This is a genomic window from Polaromonas sp., from assembly GCF_049790275.1.
Classification (GTDB): domain Bacteria; phylum Pseudomonadota; class Gammaproteobacteria; order Burkholderiales; family Burkholderiaceae_C; genus Polaromonas.
Map to the genome: position 1 here is coordinate 35,792 of NZ_JBAQYR010000138.1, position 15,824 is coordinate 51,615.

At 59.2% G+C, this 15,824-nt stretch carries 18 protein-coding genes, 1 tRNA gene and 1 pseudogene; 15 read left to right on the forward strand and 5 right to left on the reverse strand.

All coding sequences use genetic code 11. The features are described from left to right. The first annotated feature begins 94 nt into the window (after positions 1-94). From WA904_RS18970 to WA904_RS19025, 12 genes are all read left to right on the forward strand, one after another. Positions 95-358 (forward strand): hypothetical protein, encoded by a 264-nt coding sequence (locus WA904_RS18970; RefSeq protein WP_425198687.1) that lies wholly within the window; start codon positions 95-97, stop codon positions 356-358. Continuing rightward, the gene (locus tag WA904_RS18975; RefSeq protein ID WP_425198688.1) at positions 358-687 is read left to right on the forward strand and encodes a hypothetical protein; all 330 of its coding nucleotides are present in this window, start codon (positions 358-360) and stop codon (positions 685-687) included. The genes WA904_RS18970 and WA904_RS18975 overlap by 1 nt, the downstream gene beginning before the upstream one ends. Next, positions 680-2,077 carry a virulence factor TspB C-terminal domain-related protein gene (locus tag WA904_RS18980; RefSeq protein WP_425198689.1) on the forward strand — a complete coding sequence of 466 codons (1,398 nt, stop codon included), beginning with the start codon at positions 680-682 and terminating at the stop codon, positions 2,075-2,077. The genes WA904_RS18975 and WA904_RS18980 overlap by 8 nt, the downstream gene beginning before the upstream one ends. After that, on the forward strand, positions 2,077-2,373 hold the full coding sequence (locus tag WA904_RS18985) for a DUF2523 domain-containing protein (protein WP_425198690.1): 297 nt from the start codon (positions 2,077-2,079) through the stop codon (positions 2,371-2,373). Before WA904_RS18980 ends, WA904_RS18985 begins: the two co-directional genes overlap by 1 nt. Beyond that, positions 2,370-3,524, forward strand: coding sequence for a zonular occludens toxin domain-containing protein (locus tag WA904_RS18990; RefSeq protein WP_425198691.1), 1,155 nt, complete (start codon positions 2,370-2,372; stop codon positions 3,522-3,524). Before WA904_RS18985 ends, WA904_RS18990 begins: the two co-directional genes overlap by 4 nt. A gap of 321 nt (positions 3,525-3,845) precedes the next feature. Continuing rightward, positions 3,846-4,748: a rolling circle replication-associated protein gene (locus tag WA904_RS18995; protein WP_425198692.1), complete on the forward strand. Its 903-nt coding sequence runs from the start codon at positions 3,846-3,848 to the stop codon at positions 4,746-4,748. 79 nt (positions 4,749-4,827) lie between these two features. Next, positions 4,828-5,439: a recombinase family protein gene (locus WA904_RS19000; RefSeq protein ID WP_425198693.1), complete on the forward strand. Its 612-nt coding sequence runs from the start codon at positions 4,828-4,830 to the stop codon at positions 5,437-5,439. A gap of 309 nt (positions 5,440-5,748) precedes the next feature. Next, positions 5,749-6,285 carry a YopT-type cysteine protease domain-containing protein gene (locus WA904_RS19005; protein ID WP_425198694.1) on the forward strand — a complete coding sequence of 179 codons (537 nt, stop codon included), beginning with the start codon at positions 5,749-5,751 and terminating at the stop codon, positions 6,283-6,285. Positions 6,286-6,565: 280 nt separating this feature from the next. Continuing rightward, on the forward strand, positions 6,566-7,426 hold the full coding sequence (locus WA904_RS19010; RefSeq protein WP_425198695.1) for a hypothetical protein: 861 nt from the start codon (positions 6,566-6,568) through the stop codon (positions 7,424-7,426). A gap of 95 nt (positions 7,427-7,521) precedes the next feature. After that, positions 7,522-8,205: a hypothetical protein gene (locus tag WA904_RS19015; RefSeq protein ID WP_425198696.1), complete on the forward strand. Its 684-nt coding sequence runs from the start codon at positions 7,522-7,524 to the stop codon at positions 8,203-8,205. An 8-nt stretch (positions 8,206-8,213) separates the two neighbouring features. Further along, complete coding sequence (locus tag WA904_RS19020) at positions 8,214-8,864, forward strand: hypothetical protein (RefSeq protein ID WP_425198697.1); 651 nt, start codon at positions 8,214-8,216, stop codon at positions 8,862-8,864. 86 nt (positions 8,865-8,950) lie between these two features. Beyond that, positions 8,951-10,297: a hemolysin family protein gene (locus WA904_RS19025; RefSeq protein WP_425198698.1), complete on the forward strand. Its 1,347-nt coding sequence runs from the start codon at positions 8,951-8,953 to the stop codon at positions 10,295-10,297. Between the two features lie 17 nt (positions 10,298-10,314). Here the strand turns inward: WA904_RS19025 and WA904_RS19030 are convergent, their stop codons facing one another. The 3 genes from WA904_RS19030 to WA904_RS19040 all read right to left on the reverse strand — a co-directional run bounded on the left by WA904_RS19030 (position 10,315) and on the right by WA904_RS19040 (position 12,766). Beyond that, complete coding sequence (locus WA904_RS19030) at positions 10,315-10,767, reverse strand: hypothetical protein (RefSeq protein WP_425198699.1); 453 nt, start codon at positions 10,765-10,767, stop codon at positions 10,315-10,317. Between the two features lie 229 nt (positions 10,768-10,996). After that, on the reverse strand, positions 10,997-12,181 hold the full coding sequence (locus WA904_RS19035; protein WP_425198700.1) for a fumarylacetoacetate hydrolase family protein: 1,185 nt from the start codon (positions 12,179-12,181) through the stop codon (positions 10,997-10,999). A 174-nt stretch (positions 12,182-12,355) separates the two neighbouring features. Next, positions 12,356-12,766 carry a response regulator gene (locus tag WA904_RS19040; RefSeq protein WP_425198701.1) on the reverse strand — a complete coding sequence of 137 codons (411 nt, stop codon included), beginning with the start codon at positions 12,764-12,766 and terminating at the stop codon, positions 12,356-12,358. Positions 12,767-12,996: 230 nt separating this feature from the next. Between WA904_RS19040 and WA904_RS19045 the strand changes: the two genes are divergently transcribed. The 3 genes from WA904_RS19045 to WA904_RS19055 all read left to right on the forward strand — a co-directional run bounded on the left by WA904_RS19045 (position 12,997) and on the right by WA904_RS19055 (position 14,952). Further along, positions 12,997-14,004: a metal-dependent hydrolase gene (locus WA904_RS19045; protein ID WP_425198702.1), complete on the forward strand. Its 1,008-nt coding sequence runs from the start codon at positions 12,997-12,999 to the stop codon at positions 14,002-14,004. 98 nt (positions 14,005-14,102) lie between these two features. Further along, on the forward strand, positions 14,103-14,258 hold the full coding sequence (locus WA904_RS19050) for a hypothetical protein (RefSeq protein WP_425198703.1): 156 nt from the start codon (positions 14,103-14,105) through the stop codon (positions 14,256-14,258). A 220-nt stretch (positions 14,259-14,478) separates the two neighbouring features. Then, positions 14,479-14,952, forward strand: a complete 474-nt coding sequence (locus WA904_RS19055) for a hypothetical protein (protein WP_425198717.1) — start codon at positions 14,479-14,481, stop codon at positions 14,950-14,952. Here WA904_RS19055 and WA904_RS19060 read toward each other — a convergent pair. Both WA904_RS19060 and WA904_RS19065 read right to left on the reverse strand, forming a co-directional pair. After that, positions 14,871-15,128 (reverse strand): annotated as a pseudogene (locus WA904_RS19060) (IS21 family transposase); the annotation flags it as partial. The gene WA904_RS19055 and the pseudogene WA904_RS19060 sit on opposite strands and share 82 nt — an antisense overlap. Positions 15,129-15,570: 442 nt before the next feature. After that, a tRNA-Thr gene (locus tag WA904_RS19065) sits at positions 15,571-15,646 on the reverse strand. Positions 15,647-15,824: the final 178 nt, after the last annotated feature.

Genomic DNA, 15,824 nt, shown 5'->3' on the forward strand with positions numbered 1-15,824 from the left:
CTCCAGCGGGAAGGCCTCCAGCGTTGGGAAACGTCGAGGTTCTTTCCGGTGTAGTTCGGGGATTCCCTCCGGCCACCAACCAGGAGAAATGCAAATGTGGAAAGCAATCAAAAACACCGCCTCCAAGGCGCTCGCCTATGTGGTCGAACAAAAGAACAAGGCTGTTGCCTTTGTCTCTGGCGTGTCCCTCACCGTGGGTTCAGCCATCGCCCAAACCGCCAATCCGCTGGTGACGGCGGCAACCACGGAAACCGGTGCCGCGAAAACCAATCTGCTCGAAGTGGCCGGTCTGCTGTTCATCGTCACGCTGGCCCTGTGGGGCGCGTACAAGATCATCGGCATGTTCGGTAAACGCTGATGGCTGCAGGATGGCAATTTGCCGGGGTCTGCCATGCGTCTGCTGACCTCGCTGCGGCGCACGTCTGCAGTCAAACCTTCGCCGTCTGGGCGGGGGGCGTGGACACCGGTCAAGTGCTGTCCTGCACCGGGTACACCGTGGACGGTGACAACGTGGAGCTGATGCTCTCCACCGGCTCACCGTCTACGGTGCATCTCCAACCCTGCGACCGTATGACCTACAGCGACACCTGGGGTCCGCTGTTCGTCGCGATCGCCTTGATGCTGCTGGCCATCTGGTGCGCCAAGTTGCTGATCAACATGTTTATGTCGGGGAGTGACCATGTATGAGTTTCGAACTGCTGGACTTCGTGGTCTTCTGTGCGTCCTGCTGTGGCTTGTGGCTGCTGCTCCGCTGACCGCACACGCTTCCTTTCCTGCCACGCAAACCAACGCGGGCGCCTGCACCGTCGAGCCCTGCTACACCTACCGGGTCACCAGTTTCAATGGTGCGTCAACAACAGGCGAGCAGCACCCGACGCGGCTGCTGGCGTGTATGGCGGCCATCGCTGCGTACAACGCCTCGCCAGCGCCCGGATACGAGGCACGCAACCCGCGCCTGACCGCCGACCAGCACTGCCAGGGCGACATTCACAAGACTTCTGACGGCACCTACATCTCCTCGCCGACCGCGACCATTCTTCTCACGCCCGCGCCCCCTGCAACGCCCGTCTACGCCTGCCCCTCCAGCAGCACGCTTTCCGGCTCGACCTGCACCTGCACCCCGCCCGCCGTTCAAAACGCGGCAAATAACGGCTGTGAGGCTCCGCAAGAATGCGCGTGGGCCGCTGGCCTCTCGATGCTCGTCGAGGGCTCCGTGGTCCTCCCCAAAAGCAACCCGACCCTGTGCATGCAAGGCTGCGTGTTCACTGCCACTGGCGGCGCGAACGGCGGCATCTACTGGAAAGCTGCCGACACCGAGGCATCCCCCTATCTCGGCGAATACGCCATTACCGGGCTGGTCGGAAGCGCCACGGTCTGCACAGGGGCAGAGGGCAAGGACTTGACACCCGGCGCCTCGCCATCGCCTGACGCGCCGTCATCGCCCCCCGAAGTTCCTAAGCTGCCGTGCCCGCCTGGACAACTCCCCGGCACCGCCACCTATGGCAACACCACCGTCACGGTTTGCACGCCTGCACCCGTCACGCAAGCCGACAAGCCCAAAGAGACCGTCAAGCAAAACGCTGGTACGCCGCAGGAAACCACCACGGAAAAAGAGGCCGAAACCAAGTGCATCGGCGAAGAGTGCACCACGACCACCACGACCACGACCAAGGACGCCTCCGGGACCACAACCGGCGTTACCGTCACTGTCGAGACTGGCACCAAGGCCGGTATCTGCGAGAAAAACCCCAAGGACCGGATTTGCACGGGCGGCACCGCTGGCGACTGTCCGGAAGGCGCCTCGTCCATCGGCTGCATGAAGGTCGGCACACCGGAAGACGGCGAAGTCCCCAGCGAGGAGGTCAACGTGGGCACCATCACCCCGGACAACATGGCCGGGTTCAACATCGGCCACGCCTGCCCGCCAGATCTCACCGTCGATGTCTTCGGCAAAACGCATCATTTTGAATTCAAGCCGCTGTGTGATGCCGCGCCCATGATCAAACCGATTGTGATGCTGCTCGCCGCTTTCGCTGCGTTGGGCATCGTCTATGCCGCACTGGTAGGTAACGCCTGATGGACACGCTGACCAATTGGCTCATGGCGATGGTGCAGCCCGTCGTCGTGCGCGTCATGACCTCGCTCGGGCTGTCGGTCATCACCTTCAAGGGCGTCGAGTCCGCCTTTGCGCAAGCGCGCGGCTACGTCATGGATGCCGTGAACAGCTTCCCGGCCTCGGTGCTGTCCATGATGGGCCTCTTCGGCATCGATACCGGCCTCGCCTTGATCCTCGGCGCGATGTCCTTTGCACTGACCTTGTGGGCACTGCGCAAAGCCTTTTCATTCTTCGGCCTCGGCGGGCTGGTGTCATGATTATTCTGATCACCGGCACCCCAGGTGCAGGCAAGTCCCTCTATGGCGTGTCTGAGCTGCTTAACAAGCAATTCAAAGACCGCCCCCTGTACGTCAACGGCGTCCCCGATCTGCTGCTGCCGCATGAGCCGCTGACCGATGAGGACGTGGGCAAGTGGTATGACGGCCGCGTCCCTGAAAACGGCGTGATCTTCATCGATGAGGCACAGCGCATCTGGCGCCCGCGCTCGTCCAGCGTCACGGTGCCGCAGTCCTTGACGGAGATGGAAACGCACCGGCACAAGGGCATTGACATCATCGTGGTCACGCAGGCACCGGCCCAGCTCGATGCGCACCTGCGCCGTCTGGTGGGCCGCCATATCCATGTGCGCCGCACCTGGGGCCTGCATTCTGCGGTGGTGTACGAGTGGGACACCTGCACCAACATGACCTCGTTCAAGACGGCACAGACCAAGGTCTGGCGTTACAACAAAAGCGCTTTCAAGCTCTACAAGTCCAGCCAGAAACACACCAAGGCCGGGGGCTCCATCCCCATGGTGGTCTGGGTGCTGCTGCTGGCCATCCTTGCCCTGCCGTTCATGGGCTGGAACACCACCAGAAGCCTGCTGCAGCGTTTCTCGGGCGGCGGTGATGCGACGGTGGCCAAGTCCGGCGTGACGCCGCCAAAACCCGGTTTGCCCGGTGCCGCGCCCAAAGGCGACAAAGCACCCCTGACCCCGCAACAATACGTGGACCAGTTCAAGCCGCGCATTGCCGGCATGATGCACAGCGCACCGGCCTATGACAGCCTGACCGCCATCAAAACCGTCCCGCTGCCGGCAGCCTGCATTTCCTCGAACCGGCCCTCGTGGGTGGCCCAGCATGGCGGACCCTGCGGCTGCTACACCCAGACCGGCCAGCATTACGAAACCACGCAGGCCATGTGCCTGCAGTACGTGCGCAATGCGGTCTTCTTCCCGTTTCTGGACGCCCCCGACCCCAAGGCCACAGCCCGGCCGGAAAAACCGCCTGTAGCGGCCTCTCCTGCGCCCGTGGCTGAAACACCAGGTGTTTCCGTGATGCCTGCGCCTGCACCCTATGCGGCCACCAGCACGGTGCAGCGGGACAGCGAGGTCCTGTCCTTCATGGCCAAGCGGAAGTACATCAATTGACCGGCCCCCAAGCACTCGTTCCTGATAAGCGGCTGTTGGCAAGGGGGAGCCCTTTAGGGGGGACGGCACGTCCCCGGGGCGCGAAGCGGATGGGGTGCAACCCCATGGAAAGCGCGTCTGGCCAGACGCCTGCCCGGCATGAGAACTACCGGCGGCGCTCTCGATGCCGCCGCGATGGCCGAAGGCCGCGGCGGCGCGCAGCGCCGCTTAATTTATCTATTAGGGATAAGTGAACCAAAGGGGTTCGACGGAAATAAAAAAGCCCGGCACTGCGCTAACAGTCCGGGCCAGATCAGCAAATAAGCTTGGAGAGGCTTGCCGATGGAAAGTATCGTAAATCACAAAGGCTACTGGTGCAAGGTGGAGCAATTCGGCTGGAAGGTCCGGACGTGGAGTTCCAAGGCCACCGGCCAGACCGAAACCATCGTGTATCCCCGAAAAATCTATGTGCCCATGGTGGACATTGATGACCCCTCGTCACTGGTGCATGAAGTGGACCAGTCCGGCACTGTGCTTGAACAGGAACGGCTCGAACGGGCGCGGGAAATCGCACGGGCGCGCGAGCGTTCAAGGGCCAAGACCAAATGCCGTCACCGGATCAAGAGCCATGACCTCTGCCAGATGCTCACCGGTACCTACAAAGAGAACATGACGGACTTTGACCGTGCGCATAGTGACTTCAAGGCCTGGACGCGCCTGATGGTCAAGTACATCCCGAACTTCCGGGCGGTGTGGGCCTTTGAACCGCAGGAACGGGGCGCATGGCACTGGCACGCGGCCATCGACAAGCTGCCCCCTTACATCACGGTCAAGGGCCATCCTGTGCGCTCTTACGTCTTCGTGCGCCAGATGTGGCTGCGCGTCGTGGGGGAGTATCAAGGCATGCCCAATGGCACGGTGAACGTGGACGGCCATAACCGGACCAAGGTAGGCACACCGGCCAAGTGGACGAAAAAGCAAAGCCTCGCGCAGATCGCGGCCTATGTGTCGAAGTACCTGACGAAGCAGCACGGTGAAGGCCTCTCGGGTCGCAACATGTGGGGTTCCTCGCAGCACCTGGACGGGGACAAGCCGGTGACTGTCGAGATTGCGGAAAACCTGCCGCTGTATCGCGTCATCGACCTGTGTCTTGCCAATGGCGTGCAGCCCGGCCATCGCATCGTCAATCACCGGTTAGGCCGATTTGGTGACTTCTGGTTGCTCTACACCGAGCCCATACCGTGAGCACAGCATGCGGCCCTCAAGTTTTGCGGGTTGTTGCCGTTATCTCCTACTGCCATAAAAATAAAAAGGGGGATGGTGGATGCTGATTGGTTATGCGCGTGTGTCGAGCCGGGCGCAGGAAACATTTTTGCAGCTAGACGCTCTACACAAAGCCGGTGTGCAGCGTATTTACAGCGAGAAAGCTGTTTCAGTCGGCAAGAGACCGGAACTACGCCGCGCTATTGCTGCTGTTCAGGCTGGCGATGTTCTAGTGGTGTGGAAGCTGGACCGGATCGTCCGGGGCATGAAAGAGCTGCTTGAAATACTCGAAGTGTTGCAGCAGCGTGGGGCCGCGTTTCGGAGTCTTACGGAGCCCATTGATACCTCCACGCCTCTCGGTGTGTTCATGATCCAGGTTCTTGGTGCTGTCGCTCAACTGGAGAGGTCGCTGATACGTGAGCGCGCAATTGCCGGTCAGGTTGCTGCTTGGCAACGGGGAGTGCGGTGGGGCGGTCAACCCCGGGCCCTGTCTGAGGCCGATGCCCAGGAGGTGTATCTCCTGCGGTCTACCGGGCTGTTCACAAAAGCGATGCTCGCGGATATGTTCGATTGCAGTGAGTCAACGGTTACGAGAGCCTTCGTTGCTAGAAAATATCCTGAACGAGTGCAAGCTAAGCGATTGCCCGTACTGGGCCAATTGCTTGAACGTTAATTTTTCACAAAAATGAGGGGAGCTACCAAATGGAACGGAGGAACTGCACGCCGCAGCGGGACGTCTTGATCTGATGTTTGAACACAAGCTGACCGCTCACCGCTAAGATGGCTCTGATGAGTTCGCAGTCTATTAAACAAGGTAGAAGATGGATAAAAAAGCACTACCTGTGGAGGATTTGGGTTTAGGTCTCTCGGGTCTTGATTTGGGTGAGAAGGTAAGGGAAACTCAGCTGTACCGCAGCCCCGCCGGGGCTAAGCCAGTAGAAGAGCGCCGCTGTGGTGTTCGACCAATCGAAGGAATGACGACATGCCGTGGGGAAACTTTGACACAGAAAACACGCGGTCTACCGCGAGCGGGCCAGGTGTATGTATGGCCATGACTTGCCATTGGATCGCGCGGGTTTATGAATCGGCAGATCGGCAGGGAGTGATTCAAGGCCTCGATAATGCCAACCAGCTCCGCGCTCTCCGACACCACGTATTCAACCAGGCCGCGTTCGAGAACAGGAGCGGTGCCGACGCGGATGCTTTCATCTTCGGTCAATATGGTCTTCGAGGGCAGCGAAGCGTGCACCGCGCGACCAGCAAGACATTGATTGCGGCGATCAGGGGGACTGCGGGGACTTATCTGTTCGGCGCCCTTGGCGGGGGCAGCGGACATGCAATGGGCATCGTGCACGACGGGAAAGAAGGCTGGATATTCTTCGACCCGAATGTCGGACAACGGGTTTTCGCTTCCGAATCAGCTTTTACAAAGCATCTGGTTTCGGAACTTGCGGACTACTCAGACCTGCGCGACGAGTTCGAGATTTACCGCGTGATAATTCGTCTACGCGGCGGTTGAGCCTCCCTCGGATGCACGTTGAAATGATGCTCGATTGGCTCGATGGCCACTATGCGAAGTGGCCTGAGTTCATAAGGTTACCCCGTTACTTTTGGCGCTCTGCGCTGAAATAGTACTGCTGCTTCGATTGGTGCATTCATATCTCAGCGCTTGAGCTCAGTTCTACTGCGTAACTATGTAGACTGCCAACACCCCAATCCAAATTGGGCAGCGCGCTAGCTATGTGAATAATTCCTCCTAACCGCGACACCTATCCGATACCATCCTCCTCGGAGGAGCTATGGATAAATTAAAAGACATCTGGGCATCAGTACTCGCGCACGTTAGTGAGCGCACTACTAATCCGCTTTCGTTCTCCTTCACTGTTAGCTGGGCCGCCTGGAACTATCGATTCTTGGTTGTGCTTTTCAGCGCGGAATCCCCCGCTAAGACATTTTCGCAAATAGATGCGATTTACGCGTCGGGGTGGGCTCGTTGGGGCAGTGGCTTCTTGGCACCGCTTCTAACCGCCCTTGCCTATGTCTATCTTTATCCCTATTTGACTGAGAAGGTAGTGCAGTTTTATCGGGCTAGGCAAATAGCTATTGCCAACGCGGTTAAGAAGGTGGAGGGCAATCGTTTAATGACACCCGACGAAGTCTCGCAGATCGTTAGACGGCATGAAGGCGATCTCCGTACGGCTAGGGAAGAGCTGGCGGCAACTCACACAATGGTTGCTCAGCTCAGGGATGCTTTAGCGGCTGCGGAGGTGGAGGCAAAGAGGGGGACGGCGCAGGCTGCGTCGGAAGCGGTGTCTGAGGGTAGCGCTGCGGAGGATGAGGAGTCTTTGTCGGAGAAGCCTTCGACTCCTCCGGATGTTGGCGGGCAGGAGATAGAAACGGTAATGGGGCCAGCCGGTCCCGTTAGCTTGCTGAGGCGTCATCTCACGGTGCTCACGTCGATCGCGGAGTCGATGGCTAGGTCAGGCGACGTTGCCGACGACACCGGCATTAGAAAATATTGGGTGGAAGAGAGCCTTAAAGATTTGGTGGATCTGGCTTTCGCTCGTCAAGATAGTATGAGTTTCTATTCCGCGACGGATTTGGGTCGCGACTTTCTTCGCAAGTCCATAGCCAACGGCAAATGGGATGTGCCGGCTTAGTTCATGTGAAAAAGCCGCGATCCTAAGGCGAAGTTTTGGCCATTTCACGAGATGACTGAGAATTAGAAAAGTATAGGCAATGCTAAGGGGGAGTCTTGATCAACGACGACGACGACCATATACGGCGCAACATTGTTGTTGTCAGCACCAGTATTTTGCTAGCTGCCTGGTTAGAGCTGCCAGCAAGCTCAGTGTTTGGTTCCATCTTGCCAAGCACCATAAGTCTTGAGCCGCGCAAGCTTTGGGCGGTTGGATTTGCAATACTTGCCTATCTCGGCGTGCGGTATAGGTTCTCGTCCGACGGACAGGCCTTTACCAATTCTTTCAAAACACAACTTCAGGAAGACCGAAATCGCGGTCTTGAGAAGTTGCTGAAAAAGGGCTTCAGAGAATACAAAAAATCAGGAAAATCGCCTGGTTCCGGCGATGGGATTGAAAAAGTTGTTCAGCTCATTCGCGATGGTGAACGCCTGAATGTTAGCGACGATAGGCCCAACTTGGAGCTCCATGAGCATTCATGGTGTTCGCTAACCGATGCGGAAGCTTCTGTGCTTTTCATCTTCAACGAAAAGGGAGAGAAGGGACAAGTGCCAAAAATAGCAAGCGTATCGTTCCGCTGGCCTTTGCATGTTGTATTCGCTAACTATCTGCCAAGTTGGTTGAAGGCTCTGCTTTATTCGGATGTGGCGATTCAGAAGATTGCTCCGTTGCTTTTAGCGTTATGCGCTGAAGTAGTGCTGCTCCTTCGACTAACGCATTCATATCTCAATATTTCCTAAGGCTTCTAATGGACTTTGTCACTTTTCTATCAGGCTTTACAACAACCGCGTTGTTAGTGGCTGGTGCTGCATGGCTCATTAGAAAGTTAGTTGGCCAGTGGCTGGATAAGGATTTGGATAAATTCAAGGCGGATATAAGACGGGACGGTGAGAAGGAACTAGAGTCTCTCAGGGCCAGATTGCAACTGGAGTCACAGCTCCGGGTCATAGAGTTTGGATCACTTCATTCTAAAAGAGCTGAGGTGATCGCGGAGCTTTATGAAAAGCTGTCTGCTGTGCAGAGGGGCGTTGCTATGCTGCCGTTCCAGTTGCAATTACGGGCGTATCAGCAGGAGTATGGGACGCACGATCAGTATGGATTAACTACAGCTGAGCAGATTAGCGTAGACAAATTGAGTGCAGCTTGGCGTGATTTTTCGGACTATTACGATGTTAGGAAAATCTACTTCTCTGCCCCGGTCGTTAAGCAGCTGGAAACCTTTTTAACGCTGTCTGGAGTTGTTTCAAGCAATTACCACAATATTGCTTTTACGGATGAGAACGGTGCGTCATTGGTTGATGAGTCCGTGAAGGCGATGTGGGACGCTGCTATTAAAACTCTCCCATCGGTGCTGGCTGCCTTGGAAGGCGAGTTTCGCGAAATTCTGGGGTCGAAGTAAACTGCCGTGCGCAAGTTACGAGCTGCATCCGGCACCATGTCACCAATGAAGTAAAGTGCCATGGTGTTCATTCTGCCTCCGGATCCATGGATTTCATCCTCATCGCCTTTCTGACCCTGCTTAACGGCGTTTTTGCCATGTCCGAGCTGGCGCTGGCGTCCAGCCGCAAGGCCAGGCTCAACGCCCTGGCAGAGTCGGGCGACAAGGGGTCGCAGGCGGCGCTGACATTGCTGGAAAATCCAACGCAGTTCCTTTCCTCCATCCAGGTCGGCATCACCTCCATCGGCATGCTCAACGGCATCATCGGCGAGGCGGCGTTCAGCAGCGGGCTTTCGGTGTGGATACAGACTTTCGGCGCCTCACCGCGTGCGGCCGACATCACGGCTACCGCGCTGGTGGTGACCATCATCACCTACATCACCATCGTGTTTGGCGAATTGGTGCCCAAACGCATCGGGCAGCTCTACCCCGAAACCGTCGCGCGCCTGGTGGCGCGCCCCATGATGTGGGTGGCCACCGGCGCCAAGCCATTTGTGCGCCTGTTGTCCTTCAGTACACACGGCGTGCTCAAGCTGTTGCGGGTAGACACCGCCGGTGACAGGACCGTCACAGATGAAGAAATTGCAGCCAGCCTGGAAGAAGGCGTCGATGCCGGCCTGATCGAGGAACACGAGCACCAGATGGTGCAGAACGTCTTTCTGCTGGACGACCGCCTGCTCACATCGCTGATGCTGCCGCGCTCGGACATCGAATGGCTGGACGCGAGCGACACAGTGGCGCAGGCCATCGACAAGGCCGGTGCCACCGGCCATTCCTGGTACCCGGTGTGCCGCGGCAGCCTGGACGATGTGGTGGGCGTGGTCAACGTGGCCAAGCTGCTGGCGCTGCGCGGCCGGATCCAGCCGGTGGGGGAGAGCACCGCAACCGGCACCACACCCACCCTGGCCGACCGCATCGACGCCTACATCATCCCGGCGGTGTTTGTGCCCGAAACCCTGACCGGCATGGAGCTGCTCGAGCAGTTCCGCACGCAGTCCACACGCATGGTGTTTGTGGTGGACGAATACGGTGTGGTGCAGGGCCTGATGACGCCCATGGACATGCTCGAAGCCATCACCGGCGAGCTGCAGCCTGGCGCCCAGGTGGACGCCTGGGCCACCAGACGCCCGGACGGCAGCTGGCTGATCGACGGCGTGATGCCGGTGTCCGAACTCAAGGCCAGGCTGGACATCCGGGAGCTGCCCGAGGAAGACCGGGGGCGTTACAACACCGTGGCCGGCCTGCTGCAAAGCGTGTCAGGCCGGCTGCTGCGTACCGGCGAAACGGTAGACGCCGCCGGCTGGCGTTTTGAAGTGCTGGACCTGGACGGCAAACGCATCGACAAGGTGCTAGCCAGCGAGGTGGCCGGGTCCCCGAAACCGAAAGAGTCCTGACCCGCAGGGCCCTTCCTTCAGGGCCGGCTGGCAGCACCGGCTGCAGCCGGGCGGACCGCCGGCGTCACGGTGATCAGCACCTCATTGGCGCCGAAACTGCCTGCCTGCATCTGCACCGTCGCCATCCGCTCGGCCTTGGTGAATGTCAGCAGGCTGAGCTTGGAAAACGAGCTGGAAGTCAGCGTCCATCCCGCACCAGGCAGGCTGTCGCGAAACCAGGCAAACACCGTCTGCGGCTCGCCCGACACCGTCACGTTCAGCCGGCCCATCCAGGTGTTGCCCGAGCCCATCACCAGCGAGTCCTGTTGCTTGATCACCGACCCCGCCGGCAGCGGAACATCGCCGGCCAGCTGTTTCGCGGTGGCTTCGGTCACCGTGCTGTCATTGCCCATCTGCACATTCCCCATGGACGTGCAGCCCAGCAGGGCAAGGGCGGTGGAGGCAGCGAGCAGGGCTTTGATGGCGGTCATGGTGTGAACCCGTGAGAGGTGGCAACAATGCCTGACCCCGAGGGCACCGTGTGTGGGTGGGTCCCGGCAATCAGGCAGCGCGATTGTAACGGCGGGTTCAGGCCGGCCGGTGCGGTGGCCAGGGCCCATGAAGAATGCGGCTTTTTAACGCGCCCGGGTGCTGGGGAAAGGCTTTGCAGTGTCTTTGTGCATCGATGCGAGAGAGAGAACGGTTGATCAGGTTCTGCGTTTAAAGCAAGCCGCGGCCCGCCAGGCTGGTCATCAATGCGGTGACGCCAAAAGTCCATGGTGGCGCCTTGTCGCTGTGCGACACGCGGTTGACCAGTGCCCCCAGGGCAGGCGTCTCAATGCGCACCACGTCGCCCACCACATGCGTGAAGCCCTGGCCGGGGCCCATGCGGTCCTGCGTTGGGGCAAACATGGTGCCCAGGAAGAGCATGAAACCGTCGGGATACTGGTGGTTGGCCCCTGCGGCCTGGCTCACCAGGTCCAGCGGGTCGCGGCTGATCTTGGTGAGGGAACTGCTGCCCAGCATGGTGAAACCCTCGGGCCCCTCCACCCGCAGATTCAGATCGCAGCGACGCACATCGTTGATGCCGAAGTGCGCATCAAACAGGCGAATGAAAGGCCCGATGGCGCACGACGCATTGTTGTCCTTGGCCTTGCCCAACAGCAGCGCGCTGCGGCCTTCAAAGTCGCGCAGGTTGACGTCGTTGCCCAGCGTAGCGCCCACCGTCTTGCCCCGGCTGTTGACGGCCAGCACCACTTCAGGCTCCGGGTTGTTCCACACCGACAGCGGGTGGATGCCAATGTCCGCGCCCACACCCACCGACGACATCGGCTGCGCCTTGGTAAAAATCTCGGCGTCCGGCCCAATGCCCACTTCCAGGTATTGCGACCACGCGCCCTGCGCCAGCAGCGCCTCCTTCACACTGGCTGCCTGCGGCGAGCCCGGCACAATGCCCGTCAGGTTGTCGCCCATGATCGCGCTCAAGGCCTCGCGTATGCCGTGCGCCCTGGATGCATCGCCACGCGCCTGTTCTTCAATCACCCGCTCCAGCAAGCTCTCGACAAAAGTCACCCCGCTCGCCTTGAGGGCCTGCAGATCACACGGCGCCAGCAGCCAGGGCAGTTTTCCGTTTTGCGTGGCCGGGTCCGACTGCGCGAGCGCCGCGTCCAGTTGCGCGACGGGCCTGGCAGTGCCATCGGCCAACGCGCTTTGCACGGCCGCCGCAGGGTCTGCAAGTTCAAACAGCTGTGTGGCCGTTGGCGCAATGGCGGAAAGGTCATGCAGTGCTCCGCCAGAGACAGCGACCAGCACCGGCCCCACGCCGGGTTGCCAGATCCGGCCAACAAGCGTGGCCTGCGTGTGGTCTTGCGGGAGGATGGAAGAGGGGGTGAGTGAGAGCGTCATGGAAAAACGTACCCGGTTGATGTTGGACGGCAAACATCATATGTTAATACGTGTGATGACACACTGTTTGGAACGCCAGCGCCAGCAAGCCATGCCTACGCCGCGGGTTCAGGCCGGCGCGGTGGCGCAGGCCCGTGTTTAAGACAGGGGTTGACGTGCAGGCGCGACCAAGGCTCAGACTGAGGAGCGTTGCAGCGCGGGAGGAGCGGTGGAGCGAAAGGCGCGGCCTATGCAATAGGCGACGAGTTCTTCCAGCTCGGTGGATTTGTCGAAAACGGCGTTGGCGCCCAGCAGGCGGCAGTGTGTCAGCAGCGACGAGATCGGGTAGTTGGTCATCACCAGCACGTCCTGGGTCTCCGTGCGGCTTCTGCAGTGGCGCAACACGCCAGCGCCGGTTCCCTCGCGCAGGAAGAGGTCAAGAATGGCAACGTCCCAGCCCTGGGGGTTGCGCTCCAGCCAGTCCTTGGCTTCGGCTTCGGTTTCCGCAGACCCGACCCATTCAATGTGGGCTTCTTCTGAAAGCGAGTCCATCAGGTGCTTGCGCATCAGCTCATTGTCTTCCACCAGATAGACCTTCAATGCCATGTCCGTTCCTTGTGAGCCGCAGGGGTGCGGTGATTGTTTTTTTAAATTCCGGCAAGGATACGCGGGGCATCCTGAAAAAGGGAGTGGGTCGAGCACCCTGTCCTGCGTAAGCGCTATCCTACGTCTATTTGTTCAATTTGGCGGGCGAGTAAATGGGTGGAAATCTGACACGACTACTTCTTTAGGGTGCGTTTGCGCGGCAGCAAGTACCCTGCGTTAAGCTGCGCGCCATGGACTCCCTGACCCAAATTGCGCTCGGCTCGGCTGTCAGCGTGGCTGTCATGGGGCGGCGCACTGCCATGTGGAAGGCCGCGCTCTGGGGTGCCGTGGCCGGCACCCTGCCGGACCTCGACGCCTTCATCGACCACGGCAACGCGCTTCTCAACATGACGCTGCACCGCGCCGAAAGCCACGCCCTGGTTTACCTGACGCTGGCCGCGCCGCCGCTGGCTTGGGGTGTCTCCCGCCTGCATGGCGAGGCGGCGCTGTTCAAACGCTGGTGGCTGGCGCTCTGGCTGGTGCTCATCACCCACCCACTGCTCGACGCCATGACGGTGTACGGCACACAGCTGCTGCTGCCGTTCACCGGCCACCCCTACGGCGTGGGCAGCGTCTTCATCATCGACCCGCTCTACACCGTACCGCTCATCGTCGGCGTGGTGGCCGCGCTGCGCCTCAAAAATGCCCGCGGCCTGCGCTGGAATGCGGCGGGGCTGGTGCTCAGCACGCTGTACCTGGGCTGGGGTGTGGTGGCGCAGCAGCAGGCGGCCCAGGTGGCACGCGATTCGCTGCAGCAGCAAGGCATTGCCGCCAGTGCGCTGCTGGTCACGCCTGCCCCTTTCAACAGCCTGCTGTGGCGCCTGCTGGCCACCACGCCCACGCAGTACTTTGAAGGCCACTATTCGCTGCTGGACGGCTCACCCCGCATCACCTGGACTGCACATGACCGGGGAGCTGGCCTGATCGACCTGCACAGCCACGAGCCCTACGTGGCGCGCATGGCAGCATTCACGCATGGGTTTTACCGCCTCTCGGAATCGGGCGGCCACCTGTTTGTCACGGACCTGCGCATGGGCCAGGAGCCGGCCTATACCTTCCACTTTGACCTGGGCACGGCTGATGGACGCGCCGCGCAAAGCCATGTGCCCCTGCTCAAAGGCCAGCGCCCCGATGTGGAGAAGGCATTGCCCTGGCTGTGGCGCCGCATGTGGGGTGAAGTGCTGCCCCCACCGCGGTGACGGTCTGTTGGTGCAGCGTCTGCAGCTATATTTCGATAGCTGCTTGCCCCCCGTATCTATTGGGCTAAAGGCATGCGAGGTTCTGGAATGAGCAATATGTGCTCGAAGCCTTGCTGACGAACACCAGTCGTTATGAAGTTGTTGCGGCTTTGAATTTCCTGAAGCACCACCACCATGACTTGCTCAGCCAGGTTTGTCCCTACCTCTCTGCCGAAAGCGAGCCGGGCTCTTTTTACTTCAGGGTGACAGCCTGACCGTGGCGACTTGAGTAATCTTTCTGCAGAGATGTAGAAAAAACCTATTGCCTTTGCCCGGCAACAAACAAGAAGGGCGCTGCCGAAAAGCGCAATAGTCTGGTTTTGAACTCTCCGCCGATTGCTTCTGATAAATCCCAATGTCATAAGTGCGCCGCATACAGACAGATTTCGTTGTACGCGGAAAGCTATCCTCCTGGAAGTGTTTTCAGACGGTTACTTGACACTGAATGTGCTGCGAAGAAAATGGCTTCTTATGGGGAAACGGTTTAACCCGGCCATTGCTGATGACGCCAGCATGAACCGTCTGCTCGGAGCATTGCCGAAAGCAGACTTGCATCGTTGGCTGCCTGAGCTTGAGCTTGTCAATTTGGATCTGGGACAGGTGCTTCATGAAGTCGGAGATACACCGACCGACGCCTATTTTCCAATCAACACGGTGGTATCTCTTCTCTACGTAATGGATAGCGGCGAGTCTGCCGAAATTGCGATAGTAGGAAACGAGGGCATGGTGGGCGTGTCGCTTTTCATGGGTGGCGGTGCTGCTTCGAGTCGCGCTGTGGTCCAAAATGCCGGACAAGGATTTCGTCTTTCGGTGCACGCTTTGGATGTGTGGATCTGCCTCAAAGTGCGCCGCTGTTTCCGCGACTTTGTTGCCTCGATTCCCAGCCAGGTGGCCAGCTTCTCGGCATAGGGATCGAGCTTGCTTGAGCTGCCCCGCCTTTCATAGCTGGGCTCAGTCTCATCTGATCGCAGGTACTTCTTCACTGTGTTGCGAGCCAGGCCTGTCCGCCTTGAAATCTCGCGGATGGACATCTGATCTCGCAGTGCCCAACGCCTTATGACATTCAATGTCGCCACGTCTATCACTCCTAATTTCCCTCTTGCTTTTAAAACAAGCAGGGTAGTGCCTACGTGGGTCAGTTTTGGATGGAAATTACTGCGCTAAGTGGGTCAGATTTCGATGGAACTCAACAGGTTGGTGCTTGATCGCAGCCGGACTGCTCTTTCTTGTGGTCGGAATGTTTGTGCTCATGAAGTCCGGGCATCTACTGAATCCATCCAGGCATGGACCGGTCTCTGTCGCGGTCGATGACACCGACTGGCTCGAGCTGCTCATGGCGCTCGCGATGTGCGTGCTCTGCGCCGGAGCCGCCTTTTGGAGTGGCTTTTCACTAATCCGAGAAAGACGATCGCCTTGATCTACTGCCCGGCGACCATATCTGCTTCGCGGCCAAAGCGGCCCTTGGAGTCGGTGGAATAGTCAAATGAAAAAAGCCCCCTAACCATGACGGTGAGGGGGCTTTCCATTTGGTGCCGGAGAGATGAATCGAACACCCGACCTTCTCATTACGAATGAGCTGCTCTACCGACTGAGCTACACCGGCTTATCCTGAAATACAGCCTGCGATTATAGCCGGGCAGAATTCAGTGGGCAGATCGCCGGGGAGTCTTCCACCAACTTGCGCCGCAAATTTGGGCCGCCTGTCGGCATGCCTGTAGCACGCGCATCGCGCAGGCTACTGTGGCGTGCATGCGCGTGGACTTTTGTCTTCCAGCGCAGAT

Bases quoted from the DNA above. Each gene is read 5' to 3' on its own strand.
- WA904_RS19020 (WP_425198697.1), top strand. From the start codon at position 8,214: ATGGACTTTGTCACTTTTCTATCAGGCTTTACAACAACCGCGTTGTTA.
- WA904_RS18995 (WP_425198692.1), top strand. From the start codon at position 3,846: ATGGAAAGTATCGTAAATCACAAAGGCTACTGGTGCAAGGTGGAGCAA.
- WA904_RS19040 (WP_425198701.1), bottom strand. From the start codon at position 12,766: ATGGCATTGAAGGTCTATCTGGTGGAAGACAATGAGCTGATGCGCAAG.
- WA904_RS19010 (WP_425198695.1), top strand. From the start codon at position 6,566: ATGGATAAATTAAAAGACATCTGGGCATCAGTACTCGCGCACGTTAGT.
- WA904_RS18975 (WP_425198688.1), top strand. From the start codon at position 358: ATGGCTGCAGGATGGCAATTTGCCGGGGTCTGCCATGCGTCTGCTGAC.
- WA904_RS19030 (WP_425198699.1), bottom strand. From the start codon at position 10,767: ATGACCGCCATCAAAGCCCTGCTCGCTGCCTCCACCGCCCTTGCCCTG.
- WA904_RS18970 (WP_425198687.1), top strand. From the start codon at position 95: ATGTGGAAAGCAATCAAAAACACCGCCTCCAAGGCGCTCGCCTATGTG.
- WA904_RS19045 (WP_425198702.1), top strand. From the start codon at position 12,997: ATGGACTCCCTGACCCAAATTGCGCTCGGCTCGGCTGTCAGCGTGGCT.
- WA904_RS18985 (WP_425198690.1), top strand. From the start codon at position 2,077: ATGGACACGCTGACCAATTGGCTCATGGCGATGGTGCAGCCCGTCGTC.
- WA904_RS19000 (WP_425198693.1), top strand. From the start codon at position 4,828: ATGCTGATTGGTTATGCGCGTGTGTCGAGCCGGGCGCAGGAAACATTT.
- WA904_RS19025 (WP_425198698.1), top strand. From the start codon at position 8,951: ATGGATTTCATCCTCATCGCCTTTCTGACCCTGCTTAACGGCGTTTTT.
- WA904_RS19035 (WP_425198700.1), bottom strand. From the start codon at position 12,181: ATGACGCTCTCACTCACCCCCTCTTCCATCCTCCCGCAAGACCACACG.
- WA904_RS18990 (WP_425198691.1), top strand. From the start codon at position 2,370: ATGATTATTCTGATCACCGGCACCCCAGGTGCAGGCAAGTCCCTCTAT.
- WA904_RS19005 (WP_425198694.1), top strand. From the start codon at position 5,749: ATGCCGTGGGGAAACTTTGACACAGAAAACACGCGGTCTACCGCGAGC.
- WA904_RS18980 (WP_425198689.1), top strand. From the start codon at position 680: ATGTATGAGTTTCGAACTGCTGGACTTCGTGGTCTTCTGTGCGTCCTG.